Here is a 19,195-nt window from a genome sequence, read left to right on the forward strand (position 1 = left end):
TTCAATTGATCTATTTATTCAACTTCGAATTCGTTTCCGCAAACTGGCAGGTAATGCTTATGTCCGTTTGCATGGCTTCCCCGAACTTGGCCACCGGCCTGGTTCCCACCCCCTCGACCACGTACTTCGAGAACCCTGCATATCCACCATAGCTATTCTTGGCGTTTACTTCGCCACATACGACCGTATTGTCGGGAAGGCGATAAACCTTCTCCCCTCTGAACTCAGCTGATGCCGAGTCGTTTAAGTTGCGTTTCACCTCTTCCCTGGCGCCATTTATATCGCTATTGCCGCACCCGGACAGAAGCAATCCGAACATCCCCATCACCACCAAACGCTTCATAATCAGCTCCCTGTAGATAGCGGCAATCTACCACCATCCACGGGAAGCACCAAAGCCGCCTGTACGAATCCCCAGTAACGCCCGACCATCGGCCAGTAGTAGCCTCCTGCCACACGCAAGGATTCCCCAGTCCTACGCCTGCAAGCCCAAGGACTGGGACAGCGCCAATATCGGCGCGTTTATGACCTGGAGGTCAAATTGAGCAGCGAATCAGATATCGAAGTTGCAATGACGCCAACTGAGCTTGGGCTTTTCATGGCGATGAATGCCATTGCCATGGCTCTGAAGTCTTCGCCGAATTTCAATAACGAGGCATTGACAGCTTTGGCCGAAAAGTTTATCCACGATGCTCCTTCAGCTCTGCAAGGCAGCAGTGCGAAAGAAGCGTATGAGCGCCCTCTCCGCTTTCTGGTGAACGACCAGTCTCAAGTGATTGATTGGCTCAAGCAGAATGGCCTTGCTTGATCGGTTGCCCGTAGATACGGAATGAGCCATCTGGCGTAAGCTCCCAACCGCTTACGCCAGCATGCCAATTAACGGATCGGATTAAAGTGTCCGAAAGGATGATTTTCTCGATTTGTTCTTTGGCGTCCATAATTCCTCCTGCGGCTATGCCGCGTTATGTTGGTTGTCTACGTCCTGCTCTCGCTCATCACCAGCAGTGCCTCTGCCTCCATCATCCGCAGGTCAGGGAAAGCCTGCGTCAGCTCTGCGCGCTTGAGGCCTATCATGCTGGCCACCGGCTTGATGGCGTTGTAGTCCAGGCCCACGGCGCCGCCCATACCCACACGCCACTGCGTGGACATCGCCTCGAACAGTAGGAAGGCCGGCCAGTTATCTGGCCAGACCTCGAACTCTTCATCGGGGATGTCGGCCTTGGTCATGCCGAAGGCCGCCAGGTCAGCCTCTGAGGGCCCCTGCTCGTACAGGATGCGGGCGACGCCGGTCAGTTTCCCAGGCGGGCCGGCTGGTAGGCTGCCTGATACGCCTCAAGCACTGCCTTGGGCGCACCTACGCAGGTGGTTACCAGTGCAGTCATGGACTCGTCGGACAGCTTCTCGTCGAAGCCCCAGCCGCTGACGATGTCCTTGAGCTGATTCACCTGCAGCGCGATCTCGGAGGCCGTGGCGTCCTGCCAGGACATGCCTTCGTCTTGCACCTTGGTTGCGTGCGCGTCGCGCGCGGTGTTCCAGCGGTCGAAGAGCGCCGAGAGCGCAATGCGGTCCAAGTACTTGAACTCGAAGTCCACGGCCACTGCTTCACCGCCCACGCGGGGGATCTGCACCTTGGCCTTGAACGTTGGGTTTGGTGCGATCTTGATCTTGGCCATCGGTTACACCGCCACTGCGGAGTAGCGGGTTGGGCGGCCAGCCAGCGACAGAGTGATGACGCGGGTCATCAGGTTGTTGCGGGACAGGGCCGGGGTCGACGTGATGGTCACGTAGGCGTTGTAGAGGATGCTGTCGCCGTTCGGTAGGTTCAGGCGCAGTACACGGGTCACTTTATCCTCGTCGGCGCCCTCAACCACCGGCACGTACGGCAGGGCCGGGTCATCCGCTACGGTGAACGACATGCTGATCGGGTTCTTGGTGGTCGGGATCTGGCGGTCGTCATCGTCAGCCAAGAAGCCGAAGGTCAGGAACTGCTGGTCGCCGCCCGTGGTTGCCACGTCGGTGATCTGCGATATCTCAACGAAACCGGTTACTTCGCGTACCGAACCCAGGCCAGAGCCGGCCGGGTATGGCTGGAGATTGGTGGTGTTGATGTTCTCCAGGGCGAAAGTGCCGGTCAGGCTGTTGGCCACGCGTGCAGCGCGGTCATTCAGGCGGGTCCAGCCCGAGGTCACAGCGATGATGTCGCCATCAGTCAGGCCGTGGGCCGCTGCGCTCGCTACCGCTGGATTTGCGTTGCTCAGCGCGGTTACCGGGATAGCCGGGCCGTAGGTCGAAGCGATTTGCAGGGTCGCGCCGTTGGGGAGTCGAAAGCCCATGTGTATTTTCCTCTTTGCAGAAATGACAAAACCCGCTCAGTGGCGGGTTCTGGGTTTGCCCAGCGGGCGAATTCAGTTGGTGTCGGCTCGGTATTGGAACGAGGCCGGCACGGTGTAGGTGGAGCCTTCAGGAATGCCTGGGCCTGGGCCAACTGGCGTCAGCACGATGGCGATCAGACCGGCGCGCGGGATGCGCAGGTTCACCGGGAACAGCGCGGCCAGTTCATCCACGATGCCGCTGGCCTCTGTCCGGTACTTGCCGGAGGGTGCAACGATGTTCACCTGGAACACGCCTACGTACAGGTGGTGGTCGCCGCCGAGCGTGTTGCTGGTGGTTACCGCCGGCAGAGTGAAGGACCGCAGGTACGTCTCACCGGAAGCCGGGGTATAGGTCTCGTTCTCCACCACCACCTTCAGTGGCTTGGCTCGAGCCCTGGCCCAGGCCAACAGGCGCGACTCGAAAGCGGCCGCTATGATGTTATGGCTCATACCTGGTTATTCCTGATGGCTTCTTCGACGATCTGCTGAAAGCGCGCCTGGGTGATGCGCACCATGCCGCCCGGCGCCTGATCGGAGTGGCCGTACTCGAGCGGGATGGCGTAAGGCAGGTTGTTCACGATGAAGGCCGTGGTCCCAGCCCGGAACAGGATCGACTCGCCTGCGATGCGCGCCGTGGCTTCAGCCCCGGTAGGATCAAGCGTGCTGAGCGCACCCGCCGGCGGAGCATCAATCGACATCTGCCAGTTGCCACGGAACCGGCCGGTGTCGACCGGCGACATCCGAATCAGCGAGTTGCCGACCTCGATGATGATCTCGCGAAGGCTGGCGTCCACCGCTTCCTTGGCCTGTTCTGCAAACTCGGCCAGTTGTAATCCGAAGCTGCCCTGCTGACCTGCGTACTTTTTCATGAGCGCACCTGCAACTCATACAGGATCGGCGTGCCGGCCGGGTTGATCTCCTTGAAGTTGATCACCGTCCACGTCTTTCCCTGCACGTCAGCCTTTATCAGCGGCTTTGGCTTCCATGCCATGCCCAGCGCCGCGACCTTTAGCTTCTTGTCGCCGCGCACGATCAGGGTGTCGTTCTGGAATTCGAGGCCAGTGAAGTCGAGCAGGATGCCTTGGGCGGTTTGCTCGATGATCACATCACCGCCGGCCGGGTTATCGGGGTCGTACTCGGCGGCCTGGATGTCCCGTAACGTTACTGGTTGGCCGAACTCAGCGATCAATTCGAGAGCCAACGCGGCCATTTCGTCGTAGAAGGCCATGGTGGCTCCGGCTGTTATGCGCGGATGGCGAACAGCCCGCGCTTTTGAAGGTAGTCAGCGAATTGTGTGCGGCTCGGCCGGTCAGGCGCTGCCGGCAGCAATCGGCCGCTGGTGTTGCTGATGGAGGCATATTCGCGAGTCACCGCACCCTCGACACGTTCGAGCGTCACGGCGCCTTTGCGCTTATCGATCGGGTCGATGTCGTCAATGTGGATCTCACCCGCGAGGGCCATCTGCCCGTACTGGATACGTGCAGGAATGTAATCTGACGGCTTGTTCTCACCGTCGATGTTTACGCCGCGGCGAGGCCAGGCTAGAGCCTGGTCATGGTTGGCCCGGCATCCTTTCCAGTTCATGCCATCCATCGCCAAGGCGGCCCGGCGCAGCAGCGCTTCCTGTGCTACCGGCTCCGCTGGAATGGTCACACCGTACCTTGCGGCATAGCTGACCAGTTCCGCTGCGGTCGAGTAGCTGTCTGCGTCCGGCTTGCCGGTGCCGTCCTCGATGATGAGCATGGGTTATTCCTTGGTGGTGGATTTCTTGTCAGCGCCGCCGCCGTTTTTGCGAGCGGCTGGCTCATCAGATTCGGTGCGCACACTGTCGACGCCACCTGTTTCACCGACCGATTCAGGACCGACAGTAATGTTATCAGCGGTACCGCCAAACCCCCAGCGCGCCTTGACGTTGGGATCGATGTGCTTGTCTTTTTCTACTGCCATGATGACTCTCCTTCAATGTTGCCAGCCCCGCAGGGCCGGCTATTGATTAGGCTGCTACGGTGGAAGTGATGAAAGCCAGCGGAACCTGCTTGCGGTCGAATTTGCGCTCCCAGTTGGTGGCCAGCGCCAGATCGGCCCAGTTCGCCGAGATCGGGCGACTGGTGGTCGGAGTGCCGGTGATGGTCGCACTCAGGAACGAGTAGCCAAGTGGGTGCACAACGAAGTTGCGGCGAGTCCACAAGGTCTCCGTGCCGCCGCCGTTGCCGCGATCCGGCGCACGCTCGTATTCCAGGCCGTCTTCGCCTTCTGGCTGCTGCTCGGCGAAACCGAGGGCGCCCGGGCCAAAGATCACAGACAGGTATTTGTTCGGCGTGCCAGCGATCACCGGCATGCTGTCATCAACAACGACGCGCATACCCTGGAAGCGACCGAATTCTGGAATCTGGTCAGCGATCGGGGTGAAATCGATCAGGTTGAGGATCTGCAGCTCAGTTTGAACGGCGGAGTGCATCGCGATGACGCTCAGGCCGCCCAGCTGACCGCTGTAGTCACCCATGGTCGCCTTGGCACGGATGATTGCCGCTGCGCTAATGGTGCCGCCAGCATCCACGACCATGTCGCCGTCGTTGGCAGCCACGTTGTCGTTGTAGATACCGATGGTGGTGGCGATCGCACGACGCTGAGCCACTTTGCGCCAGTAGCTGAGCAAGCGACCAGCAACAAACTCCAGCGGATCCTGCTTGGTGATGTTCTTCACCAGATTCATGCAGTTCCAGCCTTCGTTGAGGTACGCAGCGCGCGCCTGCATGCTGGCGGTATGCACGGACAGCGGTACCGCGATATCGGTGTACACGTCGTTCGAGTAGTTCGACTCGATGGACGCGTCCAGGTCAACCCACCATGGAATGGTGAAGGTGTTGGATGGGCTGGCCAGCAGCGTGCTCATGTCGCTGTTGGTGGTCAGGATTCCCGACTCGAAGAACGCAGTGCGCTCGACGCTGTTGACGGTGATGTAGTCCCGCAGTTCGTCGCGGAAGATGACATCGGAAAGAATGGTTGGCATTGCGATAGATCCTTTTACTGAGCCTCAGCCGCTGCCTTCAGGCGCGCGTGCTCGGCGGGGTTGGTTCGGCGAAGCTCTACGCGCTCCATACCGGTTAATTGGTTCCATGGTTTTGCGGCCCCGCCGCCTTTGCCACCGGCAGCCCCGCCGCCAGAAGCCCTGCTTGAAGCGATCAACGGCGCCAGGGCGGCATCGTTGAACAGCTGCGTCTTGAACTCTTCCACCGTCAGAGCGGTAGGCCGGCGCTCAGCGTCCAGCACCACGACGGTGGGTTTGCCTTCGCGCAACTCCATAGAGAGGCGCGGCTCAATGATCTGTTGAAGCACGGCTGCGGAGCCCTGCACGGCCAGTTCGCCGGCAACGCGTGCAGCGGTTGCACCTACTGTCAACGCATGCACCTGGGCCTGCAGCGCGCTCAGAGTGCCTTCCTTCTCGGCCAGGGCAGCGTTGTGCTTCTCGCTCCAGCTACGGTCGAGCGCTTCGGTGTCGCCGTTCTTGCGGGCTGCTTCTTCAGCTGCCAGCCTGGCCGACTGCTCAGCCTGTTCGCGCCGGGTCTTTTCGTCCTTCTTCTCCCGCAGCAGTTCTTCCACTTTGGCTTTCAGGCCGGCGGTGTCCTCGGGCGCGGGCAAACCTTCTACCGCCAATACGTAGTCTTCGCCCTGGGCCTTGTAAAACACTTGCAAGGATGGCTCCAGCGCGTCATATGCTGCTTTGTCGATCAGGTATTTCATGCTGTCCCCCTGGGACTGGTTTGCAGGCTCGGCCTGCGGATCAGATGCCTGCGCGCTCGAAGGCCAAAGGTTCCAAGGCCTTCATCTCAACGAGCGTCAGTGGTTCGAAGTTGCGGTCTAGCTGGAGCTCAGAGAATCGCTTGACGCTGAGGCCGCCATTGCGGAACAGCGCGCCGCGGGCCTTGCCGATCGCCTTGTCCTGGAAAGCGGCTGGCTGCTGCTTGAGCCAGTGGTAATAGTCGAGGTCAGCACTGACCTGGCCGGCGCCGCTTGCCCCTACTGAGGCCCTTGTCGCCCCCTTTGCGAACATATCGCTCAGACGCGTCAGCAGTACGAAGGTGGTTCGGCAGTTCGGGTGGAACGGTGGCCTTGGGCCCGAGTCCACCGGGAAGCGGCGCTTGTCCAGGGTTCGGCACACCTGACTGGTCTTGCTGTCTAGCGTGGCTACCAGTTGAATCTCGGTCACCACGTCGGTGTTGGCCTTGGCCGTCTCCATGCGCGCCTGGCTGGCAACGTGCTGGATTGCAGTGCGCACCACCGTTGAGGCGTTGCGGTCAGTGATAGCCAGAATGCCGTCGGCGTAGCCTGCTGCCTTCGTGCCTCGAATGTTCTGCAGGATCTGGAAGTTTGTCTGCCCTTCGAAGAATCCTTGCCGGATTGCTCCGGTGACACGCTCGCGCTCGGCTGTCGTCCAATCCTTGATGAACGGCTTGAGCAGCTTGCCGCCCTCTCGGATGCTGAGCGGGTTGTTCATCACTGCCGAGCGAATCGCCGTGACAGAGGGAATCGCAGCCTCAAGGCTGATGCCGGCCGGTACCGCTTTCGTCAGGCTCGTTGCCTCGAACTGTGCTTCGTAGTTGGCCAGGTCGATCAAGTCCAAGGTCAACTGATCGGTGAAGCGGGTGAAGATGCCCAGCAGCAGGCTATCCACCTCATCGAGCAGCTTCTCCATGCGCTTGCGACTGAAACCGGTCAGATCGGACTTCGTCAGTCGCTCACGCAGCGAGCGGTCGATCTCCTTGAGGAAGGGGGTGAACTTCTTCACCTCCCCCGCCTTCAGCCTTTCGAGGAAGACAGCGTGCCGAATGGTGGCATCAAGGATCGCTTGGTTTGCCGCCATTTAGTTTGTCCTCATCGTCCAGGCCAAGGCCTACTGGATTCGCTTCGAGCTCGCCGCGAATGTCGTCGTCGGTCTTCTCTGGATCGATCACGCCGCGATCGCGCAGGTACTGCCAGAAGTCAGACTCCGGCACGCGCCCGGCCTGCACTGCATTGAACAGGCTGGCCATGATTGCCGCGTCGAGGCTCACTTGCGTGAAGTCCTGATTCAGCTTCAGCAGCGCTTCGCCGGCGACGTTCTCGAACGCGCACATCCACATCAGGCACTGGCTGTATGCCTCGCTGACGTTGCTCACGGCCAGCGACAGGATGCTGTGCTCTGCCGCGCTGTCGTTGTCAGCCTGGGTTGCGGTCTTCACCGCGCTACCGCGCTCAATCAGCCGGGCGCCGAGCGAGACCATGTCCTCTTTCTTGCCGTCCATGGCCTCCTTGACGAGGGTGTTTGGCTCAGGCTGTGCAAACCCGCAGGAACCGTTCGCCGGCAGCGTAAGCGGTGCACGCGAGCCGACATAGATGCCGTTTTGTTCCAAATGATCGCGCCATGCCTCATCGAGACCGGCAATCCAGAACTGAGGCTGGCCCGAGAACCAAACTGAATCCTCGTAGTCCGCACTATTGTGGTAATGGCCGATGTTGATCTCGGCCATGTCGTACAGCGGGGAGTCATCAATTGAAGAATCGTTGTTCTCACTGCCCACGAACATGAACGGGATGATCCGCCAGGGCTTCCCCTGCCCGTCCAGGGGCGTCCGAGCCTCAGTAGCCGCCCACTGACCACCATCAGTGGTCCACAGCTCTTGCTCGTATAGGCCAGAGTCATTCAGGCGCAGCACGCGATATTGATCTTTGCTCTCGACGCCGAAACCATCATCGGTGTCCTTATCGACCACTTCCTTCAGCACTACCAAACTCAGCAGGTACTGACCGCCGACCTTGCGAGTCTTCCAGTTGACGATGCATTCGGCGTTGTAGCTGGCGATGGTTGGGCGGATACCCAGCGCAGCGCTGTCTGCTTTGCTGGTTGAACCAGGCTCAACGCTTGGGTAATCAACAAGTAGCCCATGTCGGCCGACTTCGAGGATGTGCCCGATGACTGATTGCGACTGCTGGTAAATACTGATGCCCTGACCATCGACGTCCTTTGCGACGTATTCAAGCGCCGCGGGCGCTGTCAAGGTTGGCCAGGTGCGAAACACTGCTCCGACGAGACTGTTCTTGGTACGGCCAGTAGCGTTGTAGAACACGGCTCTCATCAGGTAGGTGTTGAACCTGGCCTTGTTGTCGTCGCTCGTGTCCTGCGCATTCGGCCGAGGTAGGTAGTGATCTCCTCGGGCCTTCACGGTCTCGGAGCCCTTGCACACGTCGCGCACCAGCCGCCAACGGGACTGTGCCGCGTCGTACTCCGGGCGGGTATAGGTGACGTCTGCCATTAGCGTGCGAATCCCATTTTGATTGATTTGACCGGCTTCCGGGCGCTCTTGGCGACAGCGAAGTACCGGAATGCATCCGCCGCGTGGGATGACCAGTCATGGAGCGGCTTATCCTTCCAGCAGCCCTTTTTGTCGTCCCATTCTTTTCGGTAGTTCTCCAGACAGGTGATGCCTTCTTCGCACTTGGCTTCATCGAAGGCACAGCGCGCCAGGATCTCCCTTGCCTGCTCGATTCCGTCGTCAACGCCAATCTTCGGCACGACTTGGAAAGTCATGCGGTATATCTGGCCATCGATTTCGTAACCCTCGCGCGCTATGTCCTTGCGCGTCTTGGCATCACTACCGAACTCGCGGTTCTCGATATCGTGCGGGCCCCAGTGCTCGGAATAGGTGTAACCCTTATCCTTCAGCACCTTCATGTAGTGCCGCAGGCCTTCTCCTGAGTTTCCGTAGTAGTCGATAACGTGGTACTGCTCGCCAACCTGCCTAACGAACCAAATGGCTGTCGAGTCGCTGACGCCGATATCCCAAATGGTGATCACTGGTAGGTGGCTATTGTCCGGTAACACGCCAATTCGCTGATCGCCGTACAGCTTGGCGAACTGCCTGGCGTAGTAGGCGCCCTCGATAGATTGCTGGAAGGCTTCGGCGGGGATCGACGGGTATTCCCGCTTCATATCGTCGCCGAGGGTCTTCTCTTTGGCTGCGTACCAGGCGCGCTGACCTGGGTTGACGGCGATCCCGTGCTTGGCTGCCAACTCATCGAAGTAAGCGGTCAGGCGATCAGGGATGATCGCTGTAGCAGGGTCGAGCCAGTAAGCCTTGTTGTTCCACCAGCTGAAGAAGAAGAACTTCCAGTCCAGCAGGCCCAGGGCCACGCCGGATAGTTGCTGCTTCTCAGCGCTCTGCGAGTAGTCGAAGAAGTAGCCGGCCCTGCCTTCCGCTGTTGATTCGATGGTGACAAAGCAGTCAGTAGCCACGGCCTCGAAGGCGCCAGTGACGATTTCGCGGGCCTTGTGTGGGAACTTGGCGCAGATCTTCCCGAACTCGGACACGTGCAGGTAACGCAGCGTGCCGCCCCGGAATGAAGTACTGACGTAGAGCGATCCGCCCTTGCTGAATACCAGTTCACCGGCTGCGTCATTACTCGCAGGGTTCGCGGCGCGGATCTCTTTCGGCAGGTTGTCGTAAGCGTACTTCACCTTCTCCCGGAACAAGCGCTTGGCGTCGTTCAGGGTGTGGGCGATCAGTGCGCACTTGGCAGACTCGAACAGCGCGGCATCGAGCTGAATGATGCAGCACTCGGTGGTGAAGCCAAGCTGCCGAGCCTTAAGGATCAGGTTCCGCGTGTGCATCCCCTGGAAATACTCGATCTGCTCGTCCGTCATCCGGAAGCGGACCTTCTTGCCCTGCTTGTCCGTGATGAAGTACAGGTTGTTCAGTCGCCAGAACTTGTCCCGCAGCAGCTTCATGTGCTCGGGCTTCATGGTCAGGCGTCCTTCGATAGATCGTCCATCAGCTTGGACAGCTCGTCGGCATCAGTGCCGCCGGATTTGGTGTCGAGGTCGTAGGCTTGGCGCTCCAGAGCAACCAAAGTCTTCAGAGTTTCGGCCATTTCCTTCATCGTCTTGGAGCGGCCCGGCAGGCTTATCACCTTGCCGTATAGGTCGTTACGTTTGTCGAAACCATTGTCGTCTGGGTCGCGCATCAGTTCGCCCAGCTCTTCGAACAAGTGCCGGTTGTCGGTCAGCCCTTCCAACTCATCCAGCAGCTTGTTGGTGAGCCGCCTGCCGCGAGAGATATCGCCTCGGTGGGCCATCCTGATGTCAGCAATGACCTCAGCATTTGCTTCTACGATTCCACGCTCGGTTGCCAGTGTTTCCGTGGAAACCTTTGTGGAAACCTCTCGTTTGGAAACCAGTGAATCGGCTTTGGCCTTTATCTTGGCATTCAGGTCACGATCCCAGCCTTCAGCCTTCGACCGCTTGTTGATCGCTGTATGGGAGACGCCGCAGGCAGCGGCGATCTCACGCACTGAGAGCAAGCCAGCCCGGAAGAGCTGTTCAATGCGCTCCCAGTCGGGTTGCTTGGTTGTCATGCGGAATCCTTAGTCTTGGCTGTCCAGCAGCACATCAATCAGCTTCTGCTCGCCCAGGCGCATGGCACCCAGGCATTGAAGGTCATCGCACTTGGGCCCGAGACCGAACACGGTCACCTCTCCCTTCGCACCGATCAGCGTCAAAGCGCCTACGGTGCATTCGGGGTGCTCACCTGCGTCGAGGTCGTCGGCAATCTTGCGCAAGGTCTTGGCGGCATCGCGCCAGTCTTCCCGCTTGAACTCAAGAACCTTGACGGTCATGCCCTACTCCTGTCTCGCGCCACGATTTTGCGCATTCGAAAACGTGGCGCGAATTACTGCTTTGGCTGGTCGATGCTTTCTGGCGCCTTCGGGCAACCCATGCACTGCTCGCAGTTCAGCGTCTTGCACAGCCAGGCCTTCACGGTCTGCCAGTAGGTGACCATGAAGATATGGCGGGCGCCGGCCATGGCCAGGGCGACATGCAGCGTCAGGCCAGCAGTGGTCGGGCCGAAGAAGATGTTCTGGCTACGCATCGACACAACAAACCCCGTGATGGCGATCGTGGTGTAGATCAGCTTCCCGAGGATGCCGTCCCTCACCTTCCCGCTCAGTACGCACCAGGCTGCCCAGAAGGCGATGAGGCCGCAGGCGATGGAGTTGATCAGTTCAAGATTCATGGTGGATTGCCTCCCCCGAACCGCTGGCGAATAAGCGCCCAGAGGTCAGCGGCTTTGATGGCTCGGTTGATTGCTGCCAGGAGCGAACCGCCGAACGTGCCCAGCAAGAAGCCAATCCCGGCGACGATCTTGGGCTCAGTGACGTTGAGGTAGGCGCTGACCATGCTCGTCAGGTACAGCGAGCAGGCGACCCCGGTGACCAAGAACACCATCCAGGCGCGCCAGTCGGACAAGTCATCCTTGTGCCACCAGCTCGCAACAACAGCCCCAATCAGGCCCGCAATCAACAATTCGAACCTGTCGATCTTGTCGAGCAGGCGCTGTAGATACTCCATGCGCTCGACTCCGTGGGGCATGTTTGGGAATTGAATCGGCTCACACAGCACTCCCAGCTCGGAGCAATGGGTGTGGTGGAGCCGAAAACTAGAAGGCCCCGATCAATGTCGAGGCCCTGAATAGGTGCGCGGTCTTTCCCGCAGTCAGCCAAAGACGATGCCAGCGTCGACGCCCTAATGCATCGATCTCGCCGCTCCTGTCTCGCGCCACCCTGTAAGCACAGTGAGGTCAGGGTGCGCGGGCTGCCGGTGTTTTTCCGTAGCGCTGCACTACCGGCTTATCAGCGTCCAGGCCTTCCGTGAGGCTGCCCTGGCTACAGGTGAATCAGAAAGCTGGCGAGATGTCGAAGTAGTAGTCCTTCCCTTCTTCGAAATGCTCAGCGCGGTCGGCGGACACGTTCACGGTGTATTCACCGTATGGCGTGTACTTGCCATAGATCGCATCTTCTTCCGCTGGATTGGCCGACCACACCGCACCGAAGTGCAGACGGGCTAGGGATTCCGTGGAGCCCTGAACAGGCCCTTTAGAGCGGAGAGTCATTTTGCATCGGGTGATGTGGGTCATCGGTAGATCCTCGAACATCGATTGAGCAGGAGGGTCTTTCCGGTCTTTCGCCTGCATTTGGACACAAAAAAACCCGGCGCGGTGGCCGGGTTCTTATTAGTCAGTCCTACACACGCAGGAATGACAGGATGGGTATAATTTCGCTCATCCGCTCACTGATGTCAACAGGCAATCACGCAGCACGATCAATCAGGAGACCTTCCGCCTCTAGAATCTCTCCAGCATGCGCCAGTGCCGCGTTTACCAGGTCATCGGCAGCCTTCCCGACGTCCTGTCGCCACCGGCGCCGTGTCGACTCTGGCGTGCCGTCGTTGTCCCAGGTATTCATGTCGTAGAAGCTATCCTTCAGCACGATCATGTCGGCGGATCGGGATTCGTCTTTCTTCGCTTTTGCCTGGCCAGCCGCCAACGCTGCTTTTACGACGGCTTCGCGGCGCCACTCCGGCGCATCAAGTGGAATCTCGACGGATACCGACGTAGCTACCTTGGGGCGCGCGCCCTTCAACTGCGGGATCGCCCAGGCCGTAGTCGCCTTGAACAGGAACAGCTTCGGTGCCGGGGTGCTTATCAGGGCCTGCAACGCAGCAATGGCCTGCACCTTGCGTCCACGGTGCGTGCTGTACTTTGCCACAAGCGCATCCCAGTGCTTCGGCTCTAGCGCGCTATGCAGTCGGGCAGATACCCAGCAATCCACTTGCGTGCGGTCGATGGCGTCGGCCCCGCGGGAGCGAACCAGAGTTGCCAGGTCTCCCCCCTCTTCCTCGTCGGCCGAGTTGTACAGCTTCTGCCATGCTTGCTTGCTGGTGTTGTCGATGGCTTCGGCGGCGAGGGCCGAAACAACTGCGTTCAATACGCCTGGATAGATCATGCTGCAGCCCTCTTGAGTTCTCTGGTCTTTGCCCGGTATTCGGCGGTGATGGCCTTCAGTTGCTCGACGGTGTACTTCTTTGGCTCATGAGGCCCTTCCAGCCACTCAACGGCCTCGATGCCAATCTTCTGGATCAGGCCAGGCCGATACCCAAGGAGGTTTCCTGACTTGCCCATGTTGCAGTTGCGATTGCACTGAAGGTGTACGTTAAGCGGTTCGAAGCGGAGCTCTGGGCTTGCGGCGGTTGTTCTGTAGTGGCCCGCGCAGTACTGAACATCGGCAGTGGTGCCACAACTGATGCAGGGATGCCCGGCATCACGCGCCCTGATCCAGGCGTTGAACGCTTGCTGAGTGTCCTTGAGGTGGTCCGCCCTACTCTTCAGCTTCTCCTTGCGGACCTTGATGTCCTTGCGCTCGATGTCGGCCAGGGCCTTGCGTGCCTTTGGCGCATGCCTCGGCCCGTCGATGAGCGCGCAGGCTGGACTGCACACCGCCTGGCCCATGCGCGAGGGGACGAATAAGGTCCTGCACGTAGCAACGCGGCATTTTTTCGGCTTGGCCGGCTTCCGTTCGATGGTCATACAAGGAACTCCCGAGTCTCACACTGCTTTCCGGTCCTGCGGATGTATTCCTTGCGCTTCGAAACGGCCATCAGATAGCACTGTTGGCAGGAGGCGTCAGGTGCCGCTTGCCGAATTGCCTTGGCGCGACGAACGACGTAATTGCCGCACTGACAACGGCAGGACCAGCGCCCTTTCCCCTCGCCTATCCATCCAGCGACAACCAATCGGCCGAATTTTCTGCCCGCCAGATTCTCCATGCCCTCCGGGAGCGGTTTTATATCGATTGGCAGAAACGAGCAGACCTCGGTTTCCAGCCCGCGATACTCAAATGACTCACCTCGACCTACAACACGGGCTGCCACAGCGTTTATTGGTGCTTCGTGACCCTGCTTCATCAGTAGCGCCCTCCCCAATTATCCTTCTGCGTCCACCGCACCTGGTGCTCGGCGCCGAAAGCAAAAACCCATTCGATCAGCTCGCCGCACTGCTTCACAGTGAGCTTGCTTGTGCGCTCGTAGATGACGTCGAAGCCGTTACCGTCTACCGCAGGTATCATCTGCGGCTGGTCGCCCGACTCGCGCAGCCAGGCGGCGGTCAGCAGGCGCTTCCAGATCAGGACATCCCACTTCTTCCCGGCGTGCTCGACCTGGGCGGCGATATCGGCCAGCACCGCGTGAAGGGCCTTGTTCTGCTCCCCGCTGCGGTCCACTTCGGTGATGGCAAGCTTCTTGGGTTTGGTGATGTCCATGCCAGCGATATGACCAATCACCCGGGCGCGATCTGATTCGTTGCGGATCTGGAGGCTGGTCATGGTTTAACCCCCGTCGTCTTGCTTACCTTCCCTTCAATCTCAAGCTGGCGCATGGTCGTGCGAAGGGTCTTCAGGTCCCAGTAAAACCGCAGGTACTTCCCGATCAGGTTGACCTTCGCGGACAGAACCAGGCTGACCGCCAGGAGCATTGCCGCCACCAGCAGCGCGCCACCGACCATCATCACGCCGTAACCGAGCCACAAAGCGATTGAGTCGATAGTCATGACTGCTCTCCCTTGCCCATGGCGGCGAGGATGTCGTGTAGATACCCGGTCGCCACACTTGGCTGCTTGCCTGCGGAATCACAAAGCTTCTGAACGAAAGCTGTAGCGCTCCGCAGACGATCGGCATCCTTGCGCAGGGCCTCGTTCTCAGAAAGCAGCTCCAGCGCAACCTCCCCCACGGTCTTCTCACCCAGGAACTCATCCAGCGCCTCGGTGTTGCGCTTCCAGTCGGCGCAGTCGGCCCGGTATGACGCAGCCTCAGCCCAGAGCAATCCCTTCAACTTTTCCTTGTCGATATCCATCAGAAGCCCTCCTTGCCGCGCTGTGCATCGCGCTTGATGTTCATTTTCGCCAGCAGCAGCTCGCGGGCGGACTTGCCGTCGGCCGGAATGCCTTGCTGAATGATTTTTGCCTGGACCTGCTGGTCGGCCAGTTCGTTGGCGAGCTCGAAGGCCGTCTTCTGGCTGTCGTGGCCGATCCCGGTGAGGATCTTCCCGTTCAGCGGCTGGCCTTCCTGGGCGCGGCGGATCACCACGGCGTAGTTGTGGTCGAAGCGCTGGCGAAGGCCCTTGTCTTCCTGCTTGGCTGAACGCAGGTCGAAGATTCCGGTCTCGTTGGCAGCGATGCGCACGCCTTCATGGCTGTAGACGCCCATCAATGCCTCCACCCATGCGTCAGCGCTCGCTGGCAGGCCGAACGCCTCAGGGCCAGGCGTGCACCAGCCTATGAACTGGCCGACGCTTGGAGCGAACGGTGAGCCGCTTTTGCGGCACTGCTCGATTCCATAACGGATCTGCTCCAGCGTGCGGATGCCAGCGGCCATGAAGCCCATTGTCCAGTTGCGCATAGCTGCGGCCTTGGCCTTGTCGTCCGGCCATGCCTGCTTGTGGGCCGGGAAGATGGCCTGCAACTGCCGAAACAGGCGCTCGACCACTTCACCGGTGGCGTCATCCACTACGCCCAGTTGGGTTCCTGGCTGCGCCGGGGGCTGATAAGGAGCGGCGGCGACCAAAGCCCGCGCTGCACCTGGGATCATCTGAGTGACGTTCTTCATAGGTCATCACTCGTATCGGTGCGCCACGACTGGTCGTAGAAGTCCGGCCCGTTGCCGACAGTCCTGCCACCCGCAACAACCTTGTCAGGGAACAGACCGGTCCAGCCGTTGCTGATGGACTGGTTGATCACAGCGTCAGCGTCGTGGTGGCCTGCCAGGGTCTTGGCTTGCTTGGCGCAGGTGGTGGCGGTCAGTGGGCGCTTGATCTCGGCGCGGTGCTGGCACCAGTCAGCCCATGCCGAGTCGCTCACGTTGCAGGGCTTGGCGGTCACCGGATCAAACTTTGCAGCCTTGGTGCGCGAGGGTGCTTTAGCGCCCGAAGGTTTTTCAGTCCTTGCTTGCTGTTTCAGTCCTTGCTCACCTTCAATACTTACTAGTGTCGGATTTGCCGGATACGGTTGAGCCGGAAGCGGTGCAGCCGTATACGGTGAAGCCGGAAGCGGTGATTCAGAGACGACATAGTGGGTTTCACCCAGCAAACCAGAACCCAAACGATCCTGGCGGCGCTGTACGTAGCCGGCGATGATCAGCTCTTGCAAGAGGCCGTAAACACCGTCACGCCCGGTAGGCTTCGACGACTTAGAAGTCTCGTTGCGCAGGTGAGTGACTGACACGGCCCAGTGATCAGGCTTACCCAGCAGGAACACCAGCAGGCCACGCGCAGCCCAGCTCAGGCGTGCGTCCTCGCTGATCGACTTGCTGAGCATGTAGAAATTCGCCTCAGGACGAGGCGCACGAATAATGCTCATTGCAAGGTCTCCCACTGAGGGAAGCGGCTACCCTGGAGGATCTTGCTGATAGCGGACTCGCGGATAGATTGAGGGTCAACGCCAGCAAGGCGACGGATCAGTACCTTGGACGCCAGCACGGCGGTTATCAGCTCGAACAGAGCATCGCCAGTGCAGCCTTCACACTTCGACTCTTCAGGGTCCAAATAGACACTCAGCGAGAACTCGCTTTTGTCCCAGGCCATAAAGGCGAGCTGGTCATTGCTGAACTGCTCCATGTAGGCTTCGTCAATGACGGTTGGTTTGATCGACTGCTGACTCATGAGACACCACCTAGCAGATCAGCTTCACGAGCAGCCCACATTGCGCGGATCTTGGTCAGGCCCTTACCAGTAACGCGGGCCGTGGCCACGGTTGTCTTGCCGTTTTCTGGATGCTCGAAAGTGCTGAGCTTCGCCGTCAGATACCCTGACTCAATAGGGGCTTGCATCGGTTCGTTTTTGCGCAGCGTTACCCAGCGTTTCTGGCGCAGGAAGTCCATGAGACGCTTCTGGCCGGTGCCAATCAGTTTGGCCGCCTCGCCCACTGAGTACGTTTCGTGGGTCACCGTGACGGCATTGAAGAACTCAACCTTTGGCGCGTCGGCGCAAACCTTCTGCTCCAACAGCTGGTTTTCATTGGTCAGCTCAGTATTGTCTGCCTCCAGGTGCACGACTTTGCGCACGTTGTCGGTCAGCAGGGCCAACAGGACCTTTGGGTCGTTCAGGCGACTCATGTCAAACGAAGGCTGCGATGCCGATTCCTCCAGCACCTGCCATCTATCGACCAACGCGCCAGTGAATTCGGGACTCAGCTGTGCAACCACCACAAGGCTGTCACGCTTCCCTTTTTCGCCAGAGAATACGTATTCCTCGACCGGGCGCCCGCCAGTGGGCTTCTCCACCATTGGTGGGTTATCAATTACGCCTTTGAATGCCAATCTTTCTATCGCTCGCTTCACGCTGTCGTGTCGAGAGCCAACCAGATCGGCAATTTCTTGCGATGACATACTGCGCGCCACGTTTTCAGCTATCGAAAAACGTGGCGCGGATTCGTTGGTATTGACGACGGATTGGGGAATAGGCATTATTCGCTCCAGAACTTTGTTGTAAGTGCTGCACAAGAAGCCAGGCCACGAACCTGGCTTTTTTGTGCCCGTGATTTGGCAGTTCGGTATTTCATTGGCAGATCCTCAATAGTCCCTCAGGGGCTAATCAGCCCTTGCGTCCTATGGAAGCGACATTGCTCCGGCTCTTGGGCGGCCGGGTCATTCGATCAAGTGCCCGGTTCATAATTGTTGCGGCCATCTCTTCCGGCGTTATCCCGTTGCGTCTGGCCAATAGCTCCAGATCAGCGAGTCCCTGCCAGTCGAGCTGGATTTCCAGCGGTTTTCTCTCAGGCACAGGGCCTCCTGGGCCACTTCAGGCCACGTCAGTTTTCGCGTTAAGCTCTTCCATCATCTGGTTCAGGCCGCGCTCGAGGATTTCCCGAGCGAGAACTGCCTTCTGCGTGCGCTGAAAACGCGCCATCGCAGTGAGCAGATCGTCGGCCACTTCATCCAGGCGGACCTTGGTGGGCTTGTCGTGCATGTGGCTTGGGTCGAAGTGCATCGGTTGTCTCCAGTGGCTGATGAATGGGTTTAAGCAGCGGATTTCTTAAGTTCGTTCTGGTAGAGGCTTTCAATCGCTTTTCCAGTCTCGTACCGGACATCCGCACCTTTGCTTGCTCGGTGAATGGTCGGCTGAGTGGTATCAATGCGATCGGCAATAGCCTTCTGCGAGAACCCCAGGGCGAATAGCCCGGTAAGCATTTCTTGAACGGTCATATGTGCCTCCAATTCGGCAGCGTATTGATCGCATGATACGCAGTCGTATCGATGCAGGCAATACACTGGCGTAATACGTTTATTTATTGGTGAAGCATGCACATTGGTGACAGGGTGGCCGCCGAGATGGCCAGCAACGACTGGAGCGAGGGAGAGTTGGCGCGTCGCGCTGGTGTGACTCAGCCAACGGTTCACCGGATAATTTCTGGAGAGTCAAAATCTCCAAAGCGCGAAAATATCGAAAAAATAGCGAAGGCTTTGCGTGTTTCCAGTAAGTGGCTTTGGGATGGAGGCCCTAAAGGCGAAGCGGATGCTTTCGACTCAAACGTTGAGGCGGCGCAAGGTCCGTCCCGATATTACGAATACCCGGAGATCAGCTGGGTACAGGCCGGAGTTGCAGCTGAGGCAATGGACTTGTTCAATGTTGGCGACTTCGAGGCAATGCACCCATCGGATGCATGGGCGGGCCCTAATGGATTCTGGCTCAAGGTTCGAGGGCCTTCTATGACCTCTACCAATGGAATGAGCTTCAGCGAGGGTATGCTGATCCTGGTGGCGCCAGGCGGCGATGTGGAAAACGGCCAATACGTCGTGGCCAAGCTCATCGATACCAACGAAGCCACCTTCAAGCAATTCATCTGGGATTCCGGCAGGGCCTACCTCAAGCCGTTAAATCCGGCCTTCCCAACCGTAGAGGTGGACGACACCTGGTCAGTTGTCGGCCGAGTCGTTGATGCTAAATGGCCAAGATCGGTCTTATAAGC

General features: G+C 59.2%; 32 protein-coding genes. 2 read left to right on the plus strand and 30 right to left on the minus strand.

Annotation, left to right across the window (positions count from 1 at the left end; all coding sequences use genetic code 11):
• Positions 1 to 10 precede the first annotated feature (10 nt).
• The gene (locus MHH62_RS13930) at positions 11 to 343 is read right to left on the minus strand and encodes a hypothetical protein (protein WP_339231075.1); all 333 of its coding nucleotides are present in this window, start codon (positions 341 to 343) and stop codon (positions 11 to 13) included.
• Between the two features lie 198 nt (positions 344 to 541).
• Between MHH62_RS13930 and MHH62_RS13935 the strand changes: the two genes are divergently transcribed.
• On the plus strand, positions 542 to 808 hold the full coding sequence (locus tag MHH62_RS13935) for a hypothetical protein (RefSeq protein ID WP_339231077.1): 267 nt from the start codon (positions 542 to 544) through the stop codon (positions 806 to 808).
• Positions 809 to 975: 167 nt separating this feature from the next.
• On the opposite strand, the gene MHH62_RS13940 is transcribed toward MHH62_RS13935, so the two are convergent.
• From MHH62_RS13940 to MHH62_RS14080, 29 genes are all read right to left on the minus strand, one after another.
• Positions 976 to 1,227 (minus strand): DUF1799 domain-containing protein, encoded by a 252-nt coding sequence (locus MHH62_RS13940; protein ID WP_339231079.1) that lies wholly within the window; start codon positions 1,225 to 1,227, stop codon positions 976 to 978.
• Between the two features lie 62 nt (positions 1,228 to 1,289).
• Complete coding sequence (locus MHH62_RS13945) at positions 1,290 to 1,673, minus strand: phage tail assembly chaperone (protein WP_339231081.1); 384 nt, start codon at positions 1,671 to 1,673, stop codon at positions 1,290 to 1,292.
• 3 nt (positions 1,674 to 1,676) lie between these two features.
• Positions 1,677 to 2,333 (minus strand): phage tail protein, encoded by a 657-nt coding sequence (locus MHH62_RS13950; protein WP_339231084.1) that lies wholly within the window; start codon positions 2,331 to 2,333, stop codon positions 1,677 to 1,679.
• A 72-nt stretch (positions 2,334 to 2,405) separates the two neighbouring features.
• Complete coding sequence (locus tag MHH62_RS13955) at positions 2,406 to 2,822, minus strand: phage tail terminator-like protein (RefSeq protein WP_339231087.1); 417 nt, start codon at positions 2,820 to 2,822, stop codon at positions 2,406 to 2,408.
• The gene (locus MHH62_RS13960; RefSeq protein ID WP_339231089.1) at positions 2,819 to 3,241 is read right to left on the minus strand and encodes an HK97 gp10 family phage protein; all 423 of its coding nucleotides are present in this window, start codon (positions 3,239 to 3,241) and stop codon (positions 2,819 to 2,821) included. Before MHH62_RS13960 ends, MHH62_RS13955 begins: the two co-directional genes overlap by 4 nt.
• On the minus strand, positions 3,238 to 3,600 hold the full coding sequence (locus tag MHH62_RS13965; RefSeq protein ID WP_339231091.1) for a hypothetical protein: 363 nt from the start codon (positions 3,598 to 3,600) through the stop codon (positions 3,238 to 3,240). The genes MHH62_RS13960 and MHH62_RS13965 overlap by 4 nt, the downstream gene beginning before the upstream one ends.
• 14 nt (positions 3,601 to 3,614) lie before the next feature.
• The gene (locus MHH62_RS13970) at positions 3,615 to 4,115 is read right to left on the minus strand and encodes a DnaT-like ssDNA-binding protein (RefSeq protein ID WP_339231094.1); all 501 of its coding nucleotides are present in this window, start codon (positions 4,113 to 4,115) and stop codon (positions 3,615 to 3,617) included.
• A 3-nt stretch (positions 4,116 to 4,118) separates the two neighbouring features.
• Complete coding sequence (locus MHH62_RS13975; protein ID WP_339231096.1) at positions 4,119 to 4,319, minus strand: hypothetical protein; 201 nt, start codon at positions 4,317 to 4,319, stop codon at positions 4,119 to 4,121.
• Positions 4,320 to 4,365: 46 nt separating this feature from the next.
• Positions 4,366 to 5,382: a hypothetical protein gene (locus MHH62_RS13980; protein ID WP_339231097.1), complete on the minus strand. Its 1,017-nt coding sequence runs from the start codon at positions 5,380 to 5,382 to the stop codon at positions 4,366 to 4,368.
• A gap of 14 nt (positions 5,383 to 5,396) precedes the next feature.
• Entirely contained in the window at positions 5,397 to 6,113 is a 717-nt protein-coding gene (locus MHH62_RS13985) for a hypothetical protein (protein ID WP_339231100.1), read from the minus strand.
• Between the two features lie 40 nt (positions 6,114 to 6,153).
• Complete coding sequence (locus tag MHH62_RS13990; RefSeq protein ID WP_339231103.1) at positions 6,154 to 7,233, minus strand: minor capsid protein; 1,080 nt, start codon at positions 7,231 to 7,233, stop codon at positions 6,154 to 6,156.
• Positions 7,208 to 8,662: a DUF4055 domain-containing protein gene (locus MHH62_RS13995; RefSeq protein ID WP_339231105.1), complete on the minus strand. Its 1,455-nt coding sequence runs from the start codon at positions 8,660 to 8,662 to the stop codon at positions 7,208 to 7,210. The genes MHH62_RS13990 and MHH62_RS13995 overlap by 26 nt, the downstream gene beginning before the upstream one ends.
• A complete protein-coding gene (locus MHH62_RS14000; protein ID WP_339231108.1) occupies positions 8,662 to 10,149 on the minus strand; it encodes a terminase in 1,488 nt (495 codons plus the stop codon). The genes MHH62_RS13995 and MHH62_RS14000 overlap by 1 nt, the downstream gene beginning before the upstream one ends.
• A 2-nt stretch (positions 10,150 to 10,151) precedes the next feature.
• Positions 10,152 to 10,760 carry a hypothetical protein gene (locus tag MHH62_RS14005; RefSeq protein WP_339231111.1) on the minus strand — a complete coding sequence of 203 codons (609 nt, stop codon included), beginning with the start codon at positions 10,758 to 10,760 and terminating at the stop codon, positions 10,152 to 10,154.
• Between the two features lie 9 nt (positions 10,761 to 10,769).
• Positions 10,770 to 11,021 carry a hypothetical protein gene (locus MHH62_RS14010; protein ID WP_008431846.1) on the minus strand — a complete coding sequence of 84 codons (252 nt, stop codon included), beginning with the start codon at positions 11,019 to 11,021 and terminating at the stop codon, positions 10,770 to 10,772.
• Positions 11,022 to 11,074: 53 nt separating this feature from the next.
• Entirely contained in the window at positions 11,075 to 11,419 is a 345-nt protein-coding gene (locus tag MHH62_RS14015) for a hypothetical protein (RefSeq protein ID WP_339231116.1), read from the minus strand.
• Positions 11,416 to 11,754, minus strand: coding sequence for a hypothetical protein (locus MHH62_RS14020; protein ID WP_003175039.1), 339 nt, complete (start codon positions 11,752 to 11,754; stop codon positions 11,416 to 11,418). Before MHH62_RS14020 ends, MHH62_RS14015 begins: the two co-directional genes overlap by 4 nt.
• Before the next feature lie 325 nt (positions 11,755 to 12,079).
• Positions 12,080 to 12,319, minus strand: a complete 240-nt coding sequence (locus MHH62_RS14025) for a hypothetical protein (protein WP_339231118.1) — start codon at positions 12,317 to 12,319, stop codon at positions 12,080 to 12,082.
• Between the two features lie 172 nt (positions 12,320 to 12,491).
• On the minus strand, positions 12,492 to 13,187 hold the full coding sequence (locus MHH62_RS14030) for a hypothetical protein (RefSeq protein ID WP_058410624.1): 696 nt from the start codon (positions 13,185 to 13,187) through the stop codon (positions 12,492 to 12,494).
• Positions 13,184 to 13,768, minus strand: a complete 585-nt coding sequence (locus tag MHH62_RS14035) for a recombination protein NinG (protein WP_339231122.1) — start codon at positions 13,766 to 13,768, stop codon at positions 13,184 to 13,186. Before MHH62_RS14035 ends, MHH62_RS14030 begins: the two co-directional genes overlap by 4 nt.
• 376 nt (positions 13,769 to 14,144) lie before the next feature.
• Positions 14,145 to 14,561, minus strand: coding sequence for a recombination protein NinB (locus tag MHH62_RS14040; RefSeq protein ID WP_339231125.1), 417 nt, complete (start codon positions 14,559 to 14,561; stop codon positions 14,145 to 14,147).
• Positions 14,558 to 14,785, minus strand: coding sequence for a hypothetical protein (locus tag MHH62_RS14045; RefSeq protein ID WP_339231127.1), 228 nt, complete (start codon positions 14,783 to 14,785; stop codon positions 14,558 to 14,560). The genes MHH62_RS14040 and MHH62_RS14045 overlap by 4 nt, the downstream gene beginning before the upstream one ends.
• Positions 14,782 to 15,087, minus strand: a complete 306-nt coding sequence (locus MHH62_RS14050; protein WP_339231129.1) for a hypothetical protein — start codon at positions 15,085 to 15,087, stop codon at positions 14,782 to 14,784. Before MHH62_RS14050 ends, MHH62_RS14045 begins: the two co-directional genes overlap by 4 nt.
• Positions 15,087 to 15,839, minus strand: coding sequence for a replication protein P (locus MHH62_RS14055; protein WP_339231131.1), 753 nt, complete (start codon positions 15,837 to 15,839; stop codon positions 15,087 to 15,089). Before MHH62_RS14055 ends, MHH62_RS14050 begins: the two co-directional genes overlap by 1 nt.
• Positions 15,836 to 16,588, minus strand: coding sequence for a hypothetical protein (locus tag MHH62_RS14060; RefSeq protein ID WP_339231132.1), 753 nt, complete (start codon positions 16,586 to 16,588; stop codon positions 15,836 to 15,838). Before MHH62_RS14060 ends, MHH62_RS14055 begins: the two co-directional genes overlap by 4 nt.
• The gene (locus MHH62_RS14065) at positions 16,585 to 16,890 is read right to left on the minus strand and encodes a hypothetical protein (protein WP_278918238.1); all 306 of its coding nucleotides are present in this window, start codon (positions 16,888 to 16,890) and stop codon (positions 16,585 to 16,587) included. Before MHH62_RS14065 ends, MHH62_RS14060 begins: the two co-directional genes overlap by 4 nt.
• On the minus strand, positions 16,887 to 17,693 hold the full coding sequence (locus tag MHH62_RS14070; RefSeq protein ID WP_026136765.1) for a phage antirepressor KilAC domain-containing protein: 807 nt from the start codon (positions 17,691 to 17,693) through the stop codon (positions 16,887 to 16,889). Before MHH62_RS14070 ends, MHH62_RS14065 begins: the two co-directional genes overlap by 4 nt.
• A 334-nt stretch (positions 17,694 to 18,027) precedes the next feature.
• Positions 18,028 to 18,216: a hypothetical protein gene (locus MHH62_RS14075; RefSeq protein ID WP_010568074.1), complete on the minus strand. Its 189-nt coding sequence runs from the start codon at positions 18,214 to 18,216 to the stop codon at positions 18,028 to 18,030.
• 29 nt (positions 18,217 to 18,245) lie between these two features.
• On the minus strand, positions 18,246 to 18,431 hold the full coding sequence (locus MHH62_RS14080) for a hypothetical protein (protein WP_339231138.1): 186 nt from the start codon (positions 18,429 to 18,431) through the stop codon (positions 18,246 to 18,248).
• A 96-nt stretch (positions 18,432 to 18,527) separates the two neighbouring features.
• Between MHH62_RS14080 and MHH62_RS14085 the strand changes: the two genes are divergently transcribed.
• Positions 18,528 to 19,193 (plus strand): S24 family peptidase, encoded by a 666-nt coding sequence (locus MHH62_RS14085; RefSeq protein WP_339231140.1) that lies wholly within the window; start codon positions 18,528 to 18,530, stop codon positions 19,191 to 19,193.
• The last annotated feature ends 2 nt before the right edge of the window (positions 19,194 to 19,195 follow it).

Source organism: Pseudomonas sp. FSL L8-0168, assembly GCF_037976155.1.
Lineage (GTDB): Bacteria > Pseudomonadota > Gammaproteobacteria > Pseudomonadales > Pseudomonadaceae > Aquipseudomonas > Aquipseudomonas paracarnis.

Bases quoted from the DNA above. Each gene is read 5' to 3' on its own strand.
- MHH62_RS13930 (WP_339231075.1), bottom strand. From the start codon at position 343: ATGAAGCGTTTGGTGGTGATGGGGATGTTCGGATTGCTTCTGTCCGGG.
- MHH62_RS13940 (WP_339231079.1), bottom strand. From the start codon at position 1,227: ATGACCAAGGCCGACATCCCCGATGAAGAGTTCGAGGTCTGGCCAGAT.
- MHH62_RS13945 (WP_339231081.1), bottom strand. From the start codon at position 1,673: ATGGCCAAGATCAAGATCGCACCAAACCCAACGTTCAAGGCCAAGGTG.
- MHH62_RS13950 (WP_339231084.1), bottom strand. From the start codon at position 2,333: ATGGGCTTTCGACTCCCCAACGGCGCGACCCTGCAAATCGCTTCGACC.
- MHH62_RS13955 (WP_339231087.1), bottom strand. From the start codon at position 2,822: ATGAGCCATAACATCATAGCGGCCGCTTTCGAGTCGCGCCTGTTGGCC.
- MHH62_RS13960 (WP_339231089.1), bottom strand. From the start codon at position 3,241: ATGAAAAAGTACGCAGGTCAGCAGGGCAGCTTCGGATTACAACTGGCC.
- MHH62_RS13965 (WP_339231091.1), bottom strand. From the start codon at position 3,600: ATGGCCTTCTACGACGAAATGGCCGCGTTGGCTCTCGAATTGATCGCT.
- MHH62_RS13970 (WP_339231094.1), bottom strand. From the start codon at position 4,115: ATGCTCATCATCGAGGACGGCACCGGCAAGCCGGACGCAGACAGCTAC.
- MHH62_RS13975 (WP_339231096.1), bottom strand. From the start codon at position 4,319: ATGGCAGTAGAAAAAGACAAGCACATCGATCCCAACGTCAAGGCGCGC.
- MHH62_RS13980 (WP_339231097.1), bottom strand. From the start codon at position 5,382: ATGCCAACCATTCTTTCCGATGTCATCTTCCGCGACGAACTGCGGGAC.
- MHH62_RS13985 (WP_339231100.1), bottom strand. From the start codon at position 6,113: ATGAAATACCTGATCGACAAAGCAGCATATGACGCGCTGGAGCCATCC.
- MHH62_RS13990 (WP_339231103.1), bottom strand. From the start codon at position 7,233: ATGGCGGCAAACCAAGCGATCCTTGATGCCACCATTCGGCACGCTGTC.
- MHH62_RS13995 (WP_339231105.1), bottom strand. From the start codon at position 8,662: ATGGCAGACGTCACCTATACCCGCCCGGAGTACGACGCGGCACAGTCC.
- MHH62_RS14000 (WP_339231108.1), bottom strand. From the start codon at position 10,149: ATGAAGCCCGAGCACATGAAGCTGCTGCGGGACAAGTTCTGGCGACTG.
- MHH62_RS14005 (WP_339231111.1), bottom strand. From the start codon at position 10,760: ATGACAACCAAGCAACCCGACTGGGAGCGCATTGAACAGCTCTTCCGG.
- MHH62_RS14010 (WP_008431846.1), bottom strand. From the start codon at position 11,021: ATGACCGTCAAGGTTCTTGAGTTCAAGCGGGAAGACTGGCGCGATGCC.
- MHH62_RS14015 (WP_339231116.1), bottom strand. From the start codon at position 11,419: ATGAATCTTGAACTGATCAACTCCATCGCCTGCGGCCTCATCGCCTTC.
- MHH62_RS14020 (WP_003175039.1), bottom strand. From the start codon at position 11,754: ATGGAGTATCTACAGCGCCTGCTCGACAAGATCGACAGGTTCGAATTG.
- MHH62_RS14025 (WP_339231118.1), bottom strand. From the start codon at position 12,319: ATGACCCACATCACCCGATGCAAAATGACTCTCCGCTCTAAAGGGCCT.
- MHH62_RS14030 (WP_058410624.1), bottom strand. From the start codon at position 13,187: ATGATCTATCCAGGCGTATTGAACGCAGTTGTTTCGGCCCTCGCCGCC.
- MHH62_RS14035 (WP_339231122.1), bottom strand. From the start codon at position 13,768: ATGACCATCGAACGGAAGCCGGCCAAGCCGAAAAAATGCCGCGTTGCT.
- MHH62_RS14040 (WP_339231125.1), bottom strand. From the start codon at position 14,561: ATGACCAGCCTCCAGATCCGCAACGAATCAGATCGCGCCCGGGTGATT.
- MHH62_RS14045 (WP_339231127.1), bottom strand. From the start codon at position 14,785: ATGACTATCGACTCAATCGCTTTGTGGCTCGGTTACGGCGTGATGATG.
- MHH62_RS14050 (WP_339231129.1), bottom strand. From the start codon at position 15,087: ATGGATATCGACAAGGAAAAGTTGAAGGGATTGCTCTGGGCTGAGGCT.
- MHH62_RS14055 (WP_339231131.1), bottom strand. From the start codon at position 15,839: ATGAAGAACGTCACTCAGATGATCCCAGGTGCAGCGCGGGCTTTGGTC.
- MHH62_RS14060 (WP_339231132.1), bottom strand. From the start codon at position 16,588: ATGAGCATTATTCGTGCGCCTCGTCCTGAGGCGAATTTCTACATGCTC.
- MHH62_RS14065 (WP_278918238.1), bottom strand. From the start codon at position 16,890: ATGAGTCAGCAGTCGATCAAACCAACCGTCATTGACGAAGCCTACATG.
- MHH62_RS14070 (WP_026136765.1), bottom strand. From the start codon at position 17,693: ATGCCTATTCCCCAATCCGTCGTCAATACCAACGAATCCGCGCCACGT.
- MHH62_RS14075 (WP_010568074.1), bottom strand. From the start codon at position 18,216: ATGCACTTCGACCCAAGCCACATGCACGACAAGCCCACCAAGGTCCGC.
- MHH62_RS14080 (WP_339231138.1), bottom strand. From the start codon at position 18,431: ATGACCGTTCAAGAAATGCTTACCGGGCTATTCGCCCTGGGGTTCTCG.
- MHH62_RS14085 (WP_339231140.1), top strand. From the start codon at position 18,528: ATGCACATTGGTGACAGGGTGGCCGCCGAGATGGCCAGCAACGACTGG.